The organism is Pseudomonas cichorii, from assembly GCF_003700275.1.
In the GTDB taxonomy this organism is placed as follows: Bacteria; Pseudomonadota; Gammaproteobacteria; order Pseudomonadales; family Pseudomonadaceae; genus Aquipseudomonas; species Aquipseudomonas cichorii_B.
Genome location: NZ_RBRE01000041.1, coordinates 45,226 through 59,903 on the forward strand (window position 1 = coordinate 45,226; position 14,678 = coordinate 59,903).

The window sequence follows — 14,678 nt, forward strand, 5'->3', positions numbered from 1 at the left end:
TCTGGGCAAACTGGTGGATATCAACACGGAACAGTTGAACGACACCAAACGCCAGGCCACGCTGGAATACGCCTCGGCCTTCAATCTGGTCATCGGCATGCTGATCATCGCCACGCTGCTGACAGTCCTGTTCGCCTGGCTGCTGACCAACAGTATTACCCGCCCGATTTCAGCAGCACTGCATGCGGCCGAAACCATTGCCGAAGGTAACCTGACGCGCCCGATCAAGGTCGACGGCAGCGATGAAGCCGGCCGTTTGCTGCAGGCCATGGAAACCATGCAAGGCAAGCTGCGTGACACTCTGCAACGGATTTCCGGTTCTGCGACTCAACTGGCCTCGGCAGCAGAAGAGCTGAACGCCGTGACCGACGAAAGCGCTCGTGGCCTGGCGCAACAGAACAACGAAATCGAACAGGCAGCCACCGCGGTCAACGAAATGACCAGCGCCGTCGAAGAAGTTGCCCGCAACGCCACCAGCACTTCCGAAGCCTCGAAAAACGCTACTTCGTCGGCTGGCGACGGTCGCGATCTGGTTGTCGAAACCGTCAATGCCATCGAGCGCATGAGCGGCGACGTGCAGAGTACCGCCGAACTGATCAGCAACCTGGCTGAAGAGTCGCGGGATATCGGCAAGGTCCTGGATGTGATTCGCGGCCTGGCCGACCAGACCAACCTGCTGGCCCTCAACGCCGCCATCGAAGCCGCCCGCGCCGGTGAAGCCGGGCGTGGTTTTGCGGTAGTGGCAGATGAAGTACGCGCCCTCGCGCACCGCACCCAGCAGTCGACCAGCGAAATCGAACGCATGATTGGCAGCATTCAGGGCGGCACCGAACAGGCCGTGAACTCGATGCGCAACAGCACCGAACGCGCCGAATCGACCCTGAGCATCGCCAAGGGCGCCGGCCTGGCGCTGGAAACCATCCATACGGCGGTGGAAGAAATCAACGAACGCAACCTGGTCATCGCCAGCGCCGCCGAAGAACAGGCCCAGGTCGCCCGTGAAGTCGACCGCAACCTGGTGAACATCCGCGACCTGTCCGCCCAATCGACCACCGGCGCCAACCAGACCACCGCCGCCAGCAACGAACTGTCGCGCCTGGCAGTGGACCTGAACAGCATGGTTTCGCGGTTTAGCCTGTAAGAAGCTTGCACCCCCTTCGCGAATGAATTCGCTCCCACACGGTAGGAGCGAATTCATTCGCGAAAAGCCCTCAATCTTTACAACCGCACGCTCGCAAACGTCGACTCGTTACGTGCCTGGCTCAAGGCTGACATCGGGCCGGACAACGGGGCCAGGACCAGTGCCTGCGGGATCGGCATCATGGCGACTTGCTGGGTGGTGTTGGAGCCCACGCGCTCGTCGCGCGGCGGGATGCCGAAGTATTCGCGGTAGCACTTGGAGAAGTGCGGCGTCGATACGAAGCCGCATACCGAGGCGACTTCAATGATCGACATCGGCGTCTGCTTGAGCAATTGCCGGGCACGAATCAGGCGCAACTTGAGGTAATAACGCGACGGCGAACAGTGCAGGTATTTCTGGAACAAGCGCTCCAGTTGCCTGCGCGATACCGCCACGTAGACCGCCAGTTCGTCGAGGTCGATCGGCTCTTCCAGATTGGCCTCCATCAGCGCCACGATTTCCTGCAGCTTGGGCTGGTTGGTGCCCAGCATGTGCTTGAGCGGCACGCGCTGATGGTCCTGTTCGTTACGGATACGCTCGTAGACGAACATTTCGGAAATGGCCGCCGACAGTTCACGACCATGATCGCGGCTGATCAGGTGCAGCATCATGTCCAGCGGCGCAGTACCGCCCGAGCTGGTGAAACGGTTGCGGTCGAGGGTGAACAGACGGGTGCTCATGGAAACGCGGGGAAAGGCTTCCTGCATCGCCGCCAGACATTCCCAGTGAACACTGCAATCAAAACCGTCGAGCAGGCCGGCACAGGCCAGTGCCCAACTGCCGGTGCAGACTGCGCCCAGGCGACGGGATTGACGGGCCTGGCCTTGCAGCCAGCTCACGTGCTCGCGAGTCACGGTGCGCTGGATGCCGACACCGCCACAGACAATGACAGTGTCCAGAGCTGGCGCCTTGTGCATGGCCGCATCCGGGGTGATCTGCAGACCATCGCTGGCCCAGACCTGGTTGCCGTCCACACTCAGGGTGGTCCAGCGATACAGTTCACGGCCAGACAACTGGTTGGCCATGCGAAGGGGTTCGACCGCCGATGCGAGGGAAATCAGGGTGAAGTTGTCCAGTAGCAGAAAGCCGATGGACTGTGGTGCGCGGTTCTGGGATTGAGCCCCTGCATTGAACGAAGTCATCACGTATTCCTCACTCTAGGCGGTGGTTGGCCTCAGGCGAGGCTCTTCTTAGTAGCCTTGCTTCATGCAGGGCCTGACAAACCTGTCGCAAAACCCATGCCTAAAATTGAATAGCCATTCAATAACCCCTGAAAACGACGTCGCGATGTGTCTATTCAGGCGCGACCCACGTATCTAATTGCGACGCGCCAGCCCGCGCACGACATGAGAGCGTGAGCAGTTCGGTAGCACTTTCGGGAAACAGCAACCCACGGGATTGCGCAAGGGTGTCACTCAACGCACAGGGCAATAGCACTGCGCCACAGCCGATTTTTTCGCGCTAAAAGGTGGCGGCTTCGGGCAGCCATGTTCAAAAATCGAGCAGCCCGGGGATATGTTTCAGTCCTTCGCTCGCGGTGTCGCTGTCATGCCCGATGCACACGTGCGCAAGCAAGTCGCATAACTGAACTTCAATACGCCGAACCACCTCCAACACACCGCGCTCGCGCGCACCCGGCAACACCCTCATTAGCCGTTTTTAGCTGCCTCAGCCCCGGCAAGACTGCGCTTGTACGGTATAAAGAATCTGTATGCGACCTTGCTCACACTGGATGCGACCCCGCCTGTACTGGATACGACGCCCCCTGTAGGCGTTTGATTTTGCCTGTTACATGATCGGCTTCGACTCGATCGCCGGGCGCAGTGAAAGAGCTTCGCAATTGCCTTGCCACACATAAGCCGCGTCAGCGTTCATCTGCTGATGAAGAGACAGAATTCACAGGAGTCCAACCCATGAAAAATCCCAAATTACTGCTGTTGCTCGCCACGCTCGGCCTGCCACTACTGGCCCAGGCAGCCGAGCCGGAGGCCTGCCATACAGTCAACTTCTCGGACGTCGGCTGGACCGACATTACCGTGACCACAGCAGTGACCAGTGCAGTACTCGAATCCCTGGGCTACAAGACCAAGACCACCATGATTTCCGTGCCGGTAACCTACAAGTCCCTGGCTGACGGCAAGAACATGGATGTATTCCTCGGCAACTGGATGCCGACCATGGAAAACGACATCAAGGCCTATCGCGAAGCCGGCACCGTCGAAACCGTGCGCGCCAACCTGGAAAACGCCAAGTACACCCTGGCCGTGCCCCAGGCGCTTTACGACAAGGGTCTGAAAGACTTCTCCGACATTGCCAAATTCAAGAAGGAACTCGATGGCAAGATCTACGGGATCGAGCCAGGCAACGACGGCAACCGCCTGATCCAGAGCATGATCGACAAGGACGCTTTCGGTCTCAAGGCCGCTGGCTTCAAGGTCGTCGAATCCAGCGAGGCCGGCATGCTCTCGCAGGTCGACCGGGCCACACGTCGCGGCACCGATGTGGTGTTCCTCGGCTGGGAACCGCATCCGATGAATACCCGCTTCAAGATGCAGTACCTGACCGGTGGCGACGACTATTTCGGGCCCAACTTCGGCCAGGCCACTATCTTCACCAATACCCGCAAAGGGTATGTGCAGGAATGCAGCAACGTAGGGCAATTGCTCAAGAATCTGTCCTTTACCCTGAACATGGAAAGCACCCTGATGGGCAAGGTTCTGGACGACAAGATGAAACCCGATGCCGCCGCCAAGGCGTGGATCAAGAACAACCCTCAAGTACTGGATTCCTGGCTCGCCGGCGTTACCACCGTGGATGGCAAGCCTGGGCTGGAGGCTGCCAAAGCCAGGCTGACCCAGTAAGACGATTACAGGCGGGTCAGCCCGCCTGCAGTCCCATTTTCCCCCGCAAGCGGACAATCGAACCATGCTGACTGACCATAAAATCCCACTGGGCGAGTACATCGCGGCCTTCGTAGACTGGTTGACGCAACACGGCGCCAACTATTTCGATGCCATAGCCTCGACCCTGGAAATGATGATCCATGGCCTGACCTTCGCCCTGACCTGGTTCAACCCGCTGATATTGATTGGCCTGATTGCGGCGCTGGCTCATTACATCCAGCGCAAATGGGGACTGACCGTCTTCGTCATCCTGGCCTTCCTGCTGATTCTCAACCTGCATTACTGGCAGGAAACCATGGAAACCCTGGCCCAGGTGCTGTTCGCCACCCTGGTGTGCGTGGTCATCGGCGTGCCGCTGGGCATCATCGCCGCGCACAAGCCCACCTTCTATACCATCATCCGTCCGCTGCTGGACCTGATGCAGACCGTACCGACCTTCGTGTACCTGATTCCAACCCTGACGCTGTTCGGCCTGGGCGTCGTGCCCGGCCTGATCTCGACTGTGGTTTTCGCCATCGCTGCGCCGATTCGCCTGACGTATCTGGGCATTCGCGATGTGCCCCATGAACTGCTCGACGCCGGCAAGGCATTTGGCTCGTCGCGTCGCCAGTTGCTGACCCGGATCGAACTGCCTTACGCCATGCCCAGCATCGCGGCCGGCATTACCCAGTGCATCATGCTGTCGCTGTCGATGGTGGTGATCGCAGCACTGGTGGGTGCCGACGGTCTGGGCAAACCCGTGGTCAACGCACTGAACACCGCCGATATCGCCCTGGGCTTTGAAGCCGGCCTGGCGATCGTGTTGCTGGCAATCATGCTCGACCGTATCTGCAAACAACCCGAAGCCAAGGTAGGGTCCGACGCATGAGTATCATCAAATTCGACCAGGTAGACGTCATCTTCGCCAAGGATCCGCGTGAGGCACTCAAGCTGCTGGACCAAGGCCTCACGCGCGACCAGATCCTGAAGAAAACCGGCCAGATCGTAGGCGTTGAAAAAGCCAGCCTGGAGATCGAAAAAGGCGAAATCTGCGTACTGATGGGCCTGTCCGGCTCGGGCAAGTCCAGCCTGCTGCGCTGCATCAACGGTCTCAATACTGTCAGCCGTGGTTCGCTGCATGTCGAGCATGAAGGCTCGCAGATCAACATTGCCAACTGCACGGCCGCAGAACTGAAAATGATGCGCACCCAGCGCATCGCGATGGTGTTCCAGAAGTTCGCCCTGATGCCCTGGCTGACGGTGCGCGAGAACATCAGCTTCGGCCTGGAAATGCAGGGTCGTCCGGAAAAGGAACGGCGCAGGCTGGTCGACGAGAAACTTGAACTGGTCGGCCTGACCCAATGGCGCAACAAGAAACCCGACGCCCTGTCCGGCGGCATGCAACAGCGGGTCGGCCTGGCGCGGGCACTGGCGATGGACGCCGATATCCTGCTGATGGACGAACCGTTCTCCGCTCTCGATCCGTTGATTCGCCAGGGTCTGCAGGACGAACTGCTGGCCCTGCAGAGCAAGCTGAGCAAGACCATCGTGTTCGTCAGTCATGACCTGGATGAAGCGCTCAAGCTGGGCAGCCGCATCGCAATCATGAAAGATGGCCGGATCATTCAGTACAGCGTGCCCGAGGAAATCGTCCTCAATCCGGCCGATGACTACGTTCGTACCTTCGTCGCTCACACCAACCCGCTGAATGTTTTGTGCGGTCGCAGCCTGATGCGCAGTGTCGACAACTGCACGCGGATCAACGGTTCGGTATGCCTCGATCCGGGCGTGGACTCCTGGCTGGACCTGGCCGAAGGCAACGTCATCAAAGGCGCACGCCAGGGCGCTGCGCAACTCGACCTGCAGAACTGGACACCGGGCCAGGACGTCAGCAGCCTGGATCGCCGCCCGACCCTGGTGCACTCCAATATCGGCATGCGCGATGCCTTGCAGATCCGCTACCAGACCGGCAATAAGCTGGTGTTGCAGGATGGCAACAAGGTGGTCGGCATTCTGGGCGACAGCGAGTTGTATCACGCTCTGCTGGGCAAGAATCTGGGCTGACGCGCAGGAGCGAATTCATTCGCGAAAAATGCCTCCATGGCTCTTTCGCGAATGAATCCGCTGCCACAGGGCAACAAACTTCATAGCTGAAAACCCTGTTCCAGAGCCTTTCGTCACGTCCACGATTTTTTATTGATTGAACGTTCAATTAAAAACAAATAGGCTATTCAGGGTCAGCAAGCACAGGAGACCCGAGCCAATGCCCAAGGTTGGTATGCAACCCATTCGCCGCCAGCAACTGATTCAGGCCACGCTCAGCGCGGTCGATCAGGTCGGCATGAGCGATGCCAGCATCGCCTTGATCGCGCGTCTGGCAGGCGTCTCCAACGGCATCATCAGCCACTACTTTCAGGACAAGAACGGCCTGATCGCAGCGACCATGCGCCACCTGATGAATGCCCTGATCCAGAGTATCGGCGAACGCCGTCTGGCACTGACGGATGACAGCCCGAGGGCGCACCTGCAAGTCATCATCGAAGGCAACTTCGATGTCAGCCAGGTCAATGGCCCGGCGATGAAAACCTGGCTGGCCTTCTGGGCCACCAGCATGCACCAGCCTTCACTGCACCGTTTGCAGCGGATCAACGATCACCGCCTGTACTCGAACCTGTGCTGCCAGTTCCGCCGCGTCCTGCCGCTGGAGCAGGCACGCAGCGCAGCTCGCGGACTGGCGGCGCTCATCGATGGCCTGTGGCTGCGCGGCGCCTTGTCGGGCGACGCTTTCGACACCGAACAGGCGCAGCAGATCGCTTACGAGTACATGGATTTCCAGCTGGCAAAAGCGTTGCGTTGAAGTGCTGCACAGCCCTGCTCACCGAACGACTGGCGATGAATGTTGCCCAAACTTACCGGCAAACTGAAATCAGTCATCGCCCCCCACCTGAATTTGCGAGGACTTTATGGCCCGTTTTGAATTGCAGAAACTCTACATCGATGGCGGCTACGTAGACGCCAGCAACCCCGCCACTTTCGATGCCATCAACCCGGCGAATGGCGAAGTCCTCGCGCAAGTGCAGCGTGCAGGCAAGGAAGACGTCGAGCGCGCAGTCGCCAGTGCCGAGAAAGGCCAGAAAGTCTGGGCAGCCATGACTGCCATGCAGCGTTCGCGCATCCTGCGCCGTGCCGTGGACATCCTGCGGGAGCGCAACGATGAACTGGCCGCGCTGGAAACCCTGGATACCGGTAAATCCTATTCCGAAACCCGTTATGTCGACGTCGTGACCGGCGCCGATGTACTGGAGTACTACGCAGGTCTGGTCCCGGCCATCGAAGGCGAACAGATTCCGTTGCGCAGCTCTTCGTTCGTCTACACACGCCGTGAGCCGCTGGGCGTAGTGGCCGGTATCGGTGCCTGGAATTACCCGATCCAGATCGCCCTGTGGAAATCCGCTCCGGCACTGGCTGCCGGTAACGCGATGATCTTCAAGCCCAGCGAAGTCACCTCCCTGACCACCCTGAAGCTGGCAGAAATCTATACCGAGGCCGGCGTGCCGGATGGCGTATTCAACGTGCTGACCGGCAGCGGCCGTGAAGTCGGCACCTGGATCACCGAGCACCCGCGCATCGAGAAAGTTTCCTTTACCGGCGGCACCGACACCGGCAAGAAAGTCATGGCCAGCGCGTCGAGTTCTTCGCTCAAGGAAGTGACCATGGAGCTGGGCGGCAAGTCGCCGCTGATCATCTTCGACGACGCCGACCTGGATCGCGCCGCCGACATCGCAATGATGGCCAACTTCTACAGCTCCGGTCAGGTCTGCACCAACGGCACACGAGTCTTCGTGCCCAATGCGCTGAAAGCGCAACTGGAAGCCAAAATCCTGGAGCGCGTCAAACGCATCCGTATCGGCAATCCGGAAGATGAAAACACCAACTTCGGCCCGCTGGTCAGCTTCGAGCACATGGAAAGCGTGCTGGGCTACATCACCAAGGGCAAGCAAGAAGGTGCGCGCATGCTGTGCGGTGGTGAACGCCTGACCGAAGGCGACCTGGCCAAAGGTGCGTTCGTGGCGCCGACCGTGTTCACCGACTGCACGGATGAGATGACCATCGTGCGCGAAGAAATCTTCGGCCCGGTGATGAGCATCCTCGGCTACGACAGCGAAGACGAAGTGATCCGCCGCGCCAACGACACCGATTTCGGCCTGGCCGCAGGCATCGTGACCCGCGACCTGAACCGCGCACACCGCGTGATTCATCAGCTGGAAGCCGGCATCTGCTGGATCAACGCCTGGGGCGAGTCGGCGGCAGAAATGCCGGTCGGTGGCTACAAGCAATCCGGCGTCGGCCGCGAAAACGGCATCAGCTCGCTGGCGCAATACACCCGCATCAAGTCCGTACAGGTGGAACTGGGCGATTACGCATCCGTATTTTGATGCAGATTCTTCGCGGATGAATCCGCTCCCACAGCAGGAGCGAATTCATTCGCGAATCCTCGCCCTCCCCTATTTACTTCAAAAGAGGACGCAGTAATGTCCCAGGAATTCGACTACATCATCATCGGTGCCGGCTCGGCCGGTAACACTCTGGCAGCCCGTCTCACTGAAGATCCGGGCGTCACCGTTCTGCTGCTGGAAGCCGGCGGCCCGGATTATCGGCTCGACTTCCGCACCCAGATGCCTGCGGCACTGGCCTTCCCCCTGCAAGGCCGTCGCTACAACTGGGCCTATGAAACAGAGCCGGAACCGCACATGAACAACCGCCGCATGGAATGCGGCCGCGGCAAGGGCCTGGGTGGATCGTCGCTGATCAACGGCATGTGCTACATCCGCGGCAACGCCATGGACTATGACGGCTGGGCCAAGGAACCGGGTCTGGAAGACTGGAGCTACCTCGACTGCCTGCCGTATTTCCGCAAGGCCGAAACCCGTGACATTGGCCCCAACGACTATCACGGCGGCGATGGCCCGGTCAGCGTGACCACGCCCAAGTCCGGCAATAATCCGTTGTTCCATGCCATGGTCGAGGCTGGCGTACAGGCCGGCTATCCGCGCACCGACGACCTCAACGGTTATCAGCAGGAAGGTTTCGGCCCGATGGACAGAACCGTGACGCCCAACGGCCGCCGCGCCAGTACCGCACGCGGTTATCTGGATGAAGCCAAAAAGCGCCCGACCCTGACCATCGTCACTCATGCCCTGACCGATCGCATCCTGTTCGAGGGCAAGCGTGCCGTCGGTGTGGCCTATCTGTCCGGCGACAGCGATACCCGCATCGAAGCCCGTGCTCGCAAGGAAGTCCTGTTGTGCAGCGGTGCCATCGCTTCGCCGCAGATCCTGCAACGCTCCGGCGTCGGTCCGGCAGAATTGCTGAACAAGCTCGATATTCCAGTGGTACACGACCTGCCAGGCGTCGGTCAGAACCTGCAGGACCACCTGGAGATGTACCTGCAATATTCCTGCACCCAGCCCGTCTCGCTCTACCCTTCCCTGCTGTGGTGGAACCAGCCGGCGATTGGTGCAGAGTGGCTGTTCCTCGGTAAAGGTATTGGCGCCAGCAACCAGTTCGAGGCAGGCGGTTTCATCCGCTCTCGCGAAGAGTTCGAGTGGCCGAACATTCAGTACCACTTCCTGCCGGTCGCGATTAACTACAACGGCAGCAATGGTGTGAAAGAACATGGCTTCCAGGCCCATGTCGGCTCCATGCGTTCACCGAGCCGTGGCCGAGTGCAGGTCAAGTCCAGGGATCCACGCGAGTACCCGAGCATCCTGTTCAATTACATGGCCACAGAGCAGGACTGGCAGGAATTTCGCGACGGCATCCGCCTGACCCGGGAAATCATGCAGCAACCGGCACTGGACCCGTACCGTGGCCGCGAAATCAGCCCCGGCATTGAAGTGCAGTCCGACGAAGACCTGGACACGTTCATCCGCGAACACGCCGAAACCGCGTTCCACCCATCATGCTCCTGCAAGATGGGCACCGATGAGATGGCCGTGGTCGATGGCCAGGGTCGCGTTCATGGCCTGGAAAGCCTGCGCGTGGTGGATGCCTCGATCATGCCGATCATCACCACCGGCAACCTCAATGCGCCGACGATCATGATCGCCGAGAAGATCGCCGACCGGATTCGCGGTCGCCAGCCGTTGCCACGCAGCACCGCCGACTACTTCGTGGCGGGCGACCGTCCGGCACGTGGCAAGCCGCTGCGCGAGGTAGCACAGGCGTAATTCAGGCTCTATGATTCGCGGACAAGTTCGCCTTGTTCGCGAATGAGTTCGCTCCCGCCCAGTCTGTGTGGAAGCGAATTCATTCGCGAAACCCGCACCAGAAGGAGCCCCTCTGCATGTTCGATTTCTCCGCTCGGCTCAAGCAGCGGTTCGCCGCATTGCAGAGCGATGCGCAATTCTTTGCCGTGCGTTACGTACGCCGGACCAGCCAGCACCTGAGCGTGCGCAAGAACGTGGCCGAGCCGCCATCGCTGGGCAGCGATGAAGGAGCCATGCTGACGGTGCGCCTCAACGGCGTCGAAACCTACGCCGCCACCAACGATATTTCCCAACGTGGCCTGCAGGCCGCGCTGCATCAGGCCGAAGAACTGGCCCGCCGTCTGGCGCCGCACACGCTGCTGGACCTGACCGGGCACGCGGTTTCCACCGCTCGCGCCGATTACCTGTCGCCCAACCTCAACAGTGCCTTTCCAGGCCTGAGCGATTGCATCGACCTGCTGATGGCCGAATCGAACGCGGTGCCCAGGGACGAGCGGCTGGTGAACTGGCAAGCTGGCCTGGGGCTGGAGAACGTCGAGCAGATCTATCTCAACAGTGCGGGCGCAGAAATTCGTCAGGCACAACGCTTCGTCTTTCCGGGCATGACGGTAACCGCCTACGACGGGCATGACAGCCAGACCCGCAGCCTGGGCCGGGACAACTTCGGCCAGCAAGGTGGCGCAGAAATCATCAGTAATTGCGGACTGATCGGCGCTGCCGCACAGGTGGCCGATCAGGCACTGCAATTGATCCTCGCGCCCAATACGCCGAGCGGTCCGCGTGACCTGCTGCTGATGCCGGACCAGATGATCCTGCAGATCCACGAATCCATCGGCCACCCGCTGGAACTGGACCGGATTCTGGGTGACGAGCGTAATTACGCGGGGACCAGCTTCGTCAAGGCCTCGGATTTCGGCACGCTGCAATACGGCTCCAGCCTGCTGAACGTGACTTTCGATCCCGAGATTCCCGAGCAACTGGCCAGCTACGCTCATGACGACGATGGCACCCCGGCGAGCAAGCAGTTCCTGATTCGCGACGGCCTGTTGCAGCGGCCCCTGGGCGGAGCCCTGTCGCAATATCGCTCTGGCTTGCCAGGCGTCGCCAACAGCCGCGCCTGCAACTGGAACCGCCCGCCGATCGACCGCATGGCCAACCTGAATATCGAGCCGGGCGACCAGTCGCTGGAGCAACTGATTGGCGGTATCGAGCACGGAGTTCTGATGTCGACCAACCGTTCGTGGTCCATCGATGATGCGCGCAACAAATTCCAGTTCGGCTGCGAGTGGGGCCAGTTGATCGAAAACGGAGAACTGAAAGGCGTGGTCAAGAACCCCAACTACCGGGCGATTTCCGCGCAGTTCTGGCGCAATCTCAGCGCGGTGGGCGATGCCAGTACCTTCAAAGTGCTGGGTACACCCAATTGCGGCAAAGGCGAGCCCAACCAGGTGGTGCGTGTCGGTCACGCCTCGCCTGCCTGTGTTTTCGCCAATGTCGATGTCTTTGGAGGTGATGCCTGATGTCTCATCAACAGCAATTCGAGGCATTGGTCAGCGTCCTCAAGAGCCGGATCGAACCGAACGAACACTTCACCCTGACCTATAACGCCGAAGCCTCGGACTTCATTCGTTTCAACCATGGCCAGGTGCGTCAGGCCGGGCATGTGCAGCAGGCCAGCGTAACCTTCAAGCTGATCGATGACGGGCGGCATGCCGATCTGGAGCTGACCCTTTCGGGCGATGCGCAAGACGATGCCCAGCGCCTGACTCAAGCCTTGCTGCAGTTGCGGGAAACCGTGGGTCTGCTCGCCCGGGATCCGTATCTGCTGCCCAATACCGATGCCTGGAACAGCCACAACCTGCAGGATTCGCCGCTGCCGGACAGCGGGCGTATCGTGGAACAGATCAGCCAGCTGTCTGAGGGTCTGGATCTGGTGGGTTTCTATGCTGCCGGCCCGATCTACCGCGGTTTCGCCAGCTCCTGGGGCGCGCAGGGCTGGCATCAGGCCAATAGTTTCAATTTCGACTGGAGCCTGTTCCACGAGAACGGCCAGGCCGTGAAAGCCGGCTATGCCGGGCATGACTGGAACAGCGAGGCTTTTGCCCGACGCTTCGCGCAGACCCGCGAGCAGTTGCAGTTTCTCGGTCGACCGCTGCGCGCCCTGGAGCCTGGGCAATACCGCGCCTATCTGGCACCGGCAGCACTCGACGAGATCATCGGCATGCTGTGCTGGGGCGGATTTTCCGCGCAGGCGCTGGCCAGCAAACATAGCCCGTTGCAGCGGCTGTACAGCGGCGATGCCCGATTCAACCCGTTGTTCAGTCTCGACGAACAGGTCAGTGGCTCGCTGTCGCCTGCCTTCTCCAGCGAAGGCTACCCGCGCAAGGACTTGTCGTTGATCGCCGCCGGTGAAGCCCGCGAGCAACTGGTCGACTCCAGCAGCGCCGCCGAATACGGCCTGCAAGCCAATGGCGCGGACAACGGCGAATGGCCGAACGCCTTGAACATCGCAGGCGGTACGCTGGAACAGGAGCAGATCCTGCAACAGCTCGGCACCGGGCTGTACATCAGCAACCTCTGGTACCTGAACTTCTCCGACCAGTCGGCTGCGCGCCTGACCGGCATGACTCGTTTTGCGACCTTCTGGGTCGAGGACGGCAAGATCGTGGCGCCAGTCAGTACCATGCGTTTCGATGACAGCGCCTATAGTCTGCTGGGCAGCGCCCTGGAAAACCTGACCCGCGAGCGGGAGCTGATTCTGTCGGCCAGCACTTATAGCCAGCGTCAGACAGCATCCATCCAGTTGCCGGGCGCGTTGATAAGCAAACTGACCCTGACGTTGTAAGCACATTTTCGCGAATGAATTCGCTCCACGGTGCTGTATTCATTCGCGAATTTTCAACAGGAAGTTCACATGCCACCTCTGGACGAAAAAACCCTGCGCTGGATGCCCTGGGTCATCGCCATCGCCTTCTTCATGCAAAGCCTGGACGGTACGATCCTCAATACGGCGCTGCCGTCCATGGCCCGTTCGCTGGAAGAAGACCCGCTGCGCATGCAGTCGGTAGTGATTGCCTACATGTTGACCATCGCCCTGCTGATTCCGGCCTCGGGCTGGATTGCCGACCGCTTTGGCATCAAGCGCATCTTTTTCAGCGCCATCCTGCTGTTCAGCTTTGGCTCGTTGCTCTGCGCACTGTCCAATTCGCTGAACATGCTGGTGGCGGCACGGGTGATTCAGGGGTTCGGAGGGGCGTTGATGCTGCCAATCGGGCGGCTGATCGTGTTGCGCGCCTATCCGCGCTCGGAGCTGGTGCGGATCATGGGTTTCATCACCGTGCCCGGCCTGCTGGGGCCATTATTGGGGCCGACCATGGGCGGCTGGATGGTCGAGTATTTCAGTTGGCACTGGATCTTTCTGATCAATATTCCGGTGGGCTTGCTCGGCTGCTATGCGGTCAAGCACTTCATCCCGGATATCCCCGGTGGCGGGCGCACACGTTTCGACGGTCCAGGCTTCATCCTGTTCGGCGCGGCGATGGTGCTGATCACCATTGCTCTGGAAGGCCTGGGCGAACTGCATCTGCCACACATGCGCGTGGTCCTGCTGCTGTTTGCCGGCATGGGCTGTCTGGCGATCTACTGGCTGCGCGCCGGACATGTGGAGTTTCCGCTCTTCGCGCCGTCGCTGTTCCGCACCCGGACCTTCGCGGTAGGCATTCTCGGCAACCTGTTTGCCCGTCTGGGCAGTGGCGCGCTGCCGTTTCTGGTGCCGTTGCTGCTGCAAGTCGCCCTGGGTTATTCGCCGTCCCAGGCCGGAATGAGCATGCTGCCTCTGGCGGCTGCGGGGATGTTCGCCAAGACCGTGGCGCGCTGGCTGATCGAGCATCTGGGCTATCGCACCATCCTGACCGGTAACACGCTACTGCTGGGGATTCTGCTGGCGACTCTGGCGCTGGTCGATGCGCAGACTCCGTACTGGGTGCTGCTGGTGCATCTGGCCTTGCTGGGCGCGGTGAACTCCCTGCAGTTCACCGCCATGAACACCGTGACCCTGATCGACCTGGACGATGCCAGCGCCGCCAGCGGCAACAGCCTGCTGTCGGTGGTGGCGCAATTGTCATTGAGCCTTGGCGTGGCCAGCGCCGCGGCACTGCTCGGCGGATTTACCGACGATGTGGCGACCGGAGAAGTCAGCAGCGTACTGGGCGCCTTCCAGCTGACGTTCCTCAGTGTTGGCGTGCTGGCGATGTTTGCGGCGGGGATATTTCTGCAATTGCCGGCGCAGGAGGGCAAGAAGACGGCTGTTCGCGAATGAATTCACACCACCGTGCAGGCGCTAATTCA

General features: G+C 60.4%; 11 protein-coding genes. 10 read left to right on the top strand and 1 reads right to left on the bottom strand.

Annotated features, from left to right (window positions below):
• Window positions 1–13: 13 nt before the first annotated feature.
• A complete protein-coding gene (locus tag ALQ04_RS11130) occupies window positions 14–1,141 on the top strand; it encodes a methyl-accepting chemotaxis protein (RefSeq protein ID WP_409077252.1) in 1,128 nt (375 codons plus the stop codon).
• A 77-nt stretch (window positions 1,142–1,218) separates the two neighbouring features.
• On the opposite strand, the gene ALQ04_RS11135 is transcribed toward ALQ04_RS11130, so the two are convergent.
• Entirely contained in the window at window positions 1,219–2,322 is a 1,104-nt protein-coding gene (locus ALQ04_RS11135; protein WP_122315816.1) for a GlxA family transcriptional regulator, read from the bottom strand.
• 771 nt (window positions 2,323–3,093) lie between these two features.
• Here ALQ04_RS11135 and ALQ04_RS11140 point away from each other — a divergent pair.
• The 9 genes from ALQ04_RS11140 to mdtD all read left to right on the top strand — a co-directional run bounded on the left by ALQ04_RS11140 (window position 3,094) and on the right by mdtD (window position 14,649).
• Window positions 3,094–4,041, top strand: coding sequence for a choline ABC transporter substrate-binding protein (locus ALQ04_RS11140; RefSeq protein ID WP_122315817.1), 948 nt, complete (start codon window positions 3,094–3,096; stop codon window positions 4,039–4,041).
• A 64-nt stretch (window positions 4,042–4,105) separates the two neighbouring features.
• Entirely contained in the window at window positions 4,106–4,951 is an 846-nt protein-coding gene (choW, locus tag ALQ04_RS11145; protein ID WP_122315818.1) for a choline ABC transporter permease subunit, read from the top strand.
• Window positions 4,948–6,126 (top strand): choline ABC transporter ATP-binding protein, encoded by a 1,179-nt coding sequence (gene choV, locus ALQ04_RS11150; RefSeq protein ID WP_122315819.1) that lies wholly within the window; start codon window positions 4,948–4,950, stop codon window positions 6,124–6,126. Before choW ends, choV begins: the two co-directional genes overlap by 4 nt.
• A 199-nt stretch (window positions 6,127–6,325) precedes the next feature.
• Window positions 6,326–6,919: a transcriptional regulator BetI gene (betI, locus tag ALQ04_RS11155; protein ID WP_122315820.1), complete on the top strand. Its 594-nt coding sequence runs from the start codon at window positions 6,326–6,328 to the stop codon at window positions 6,917–6,919.
• Window positions 6,920–7,025: 106 nt separating this feature from the next.
• On the top strand, window positions 7,026–8,498 hold the full coding sequence (betB, locus tag ALQ04_RS11160; RefSeq protein WP_122315821.1) for a betaine-aldehyde dehydrogenase: 1,473 nt from the start codon (window positions 7,026–7,028) through the stop codon (window positions 8,496–8,498).
• Window positions 8,499–8,594: 96 nt separating this feature from the next.
• Window positions 8,595–10,292: a choline dehydrogenase gene (gene betA, locus ALQ04_RS11165; RefSeq protein WP_122315822.1), complete on the top strand. Its 1,698-nt coding sequence runs from the start codon at window positions 8,595–8,597 to the stop codon at window positions 10,290–10,292.
• Window positions 10,293–10,408: 116 nt separating this feature from the next.
• Entirely contained in the window at window positions 10,409–11,851 is a 1,443-nt protein-coding gene (locus ALQ04_RS11170) for a TldD/PmbA family protein (RefSeq protein WP_122315823.1), read from the top strand.
• The gene (locus tag ALQ04_RS11175) at window positions 11,851–13,176 is read left to right on the top strand and encodes a TldD/PmbA family protein (protein WP_122315824.1); all 1,326 of its coding nucleotides are present in this window, start codon (window positions 11,851–11,853) and stop codon (window positions 13,174–13,176) included. Before ALQ04_RS11170 ends, ALQ04_RS11175 begins: the two co-directional genes overlap by 1 nt.
• A 69-nt stretch (window positions 13,177–13,245) precedes the next feature.
• Window positions 13,246–14,649: a multidrug transporter subunit MdtD gene (gene mdtD / locus ALQ04_RS11180; RefSeq protein ID WP_122315825.1), complete on the top strand. Its 1,404-nt coding sequence runs from the start codon at window positions 13,246–13,248 to the stop codon at window positions 14,647–14,649.
• The last annotated feature ends 29 nt before the right edge of the window (window positions 14,650–14,678 follow it).

Coding starts and splice junctions, on each gene's coding strand:
- ALQ04_RS11135 (WP_122315816.1), bottom strand. CDS start 2,322: ATGACTTCGTTCAATGCAGGGGCTCAATCCCAGAACCGCGCACCACAG.
- ALQ04_RS11140 (WP_122315817.1), top strand. CDS start 3,094: ATGAAAAATCCCAAATTACTGCTGTTGCTCGCCACGCTCGGCCTGCCA.
- choW (WP_122315818.1), top strand. CDS start 4,106: ATGCTGACTGACCATAAAATCCCACTGGGCGAGTACATCGCGGCCTTC.
- choV (WP_122315819.1), top strand. CDS start 4,948: ATGAGTATCATCAAATTCGACCAGGTAGACGTCATCTTCGCCAAGGAT.
- betI (WP_122315820.1), top strand. CDS start 6,326: ATGCCCAAGGTTGGTATGCAACCCATTCGCCGCCAGCAACTGATTCAG.
- betB (WP_122315821.1), top strand. CDS start 7,026: ATGGCCCGTTTTGAATTGCAGAAACTCTACATCGATGGCGGCTACGTA.
- betA (WP_122315822.1), top strand. CDS start 8,595: ATGTCCCAGGAATTCGACTACATCATCATCGGTGCCGGCTCGGCCGGT.
- ALQ04_RS11170 (WP_122315823.1), top strand. CDS start 10,409: ATGTTCGATTTCTCCGCTCGGCTCAAGCAGCGGTTCGCCGCATTGCAG.
- ALQ04_RS11175 (WP_122315824.1), top strand. CDS start 11,851: ATGTCTCATCAACAGCAATTCGAGGCATTGGTCAGCGTCCTCAAGAGC.
- mdtD (WP_122315825.1), top strand. CDS start 13,246: ATGCCACCTCTGGACGAAAAAACCCTGCGCTGGATGCCCTGGGTCATC.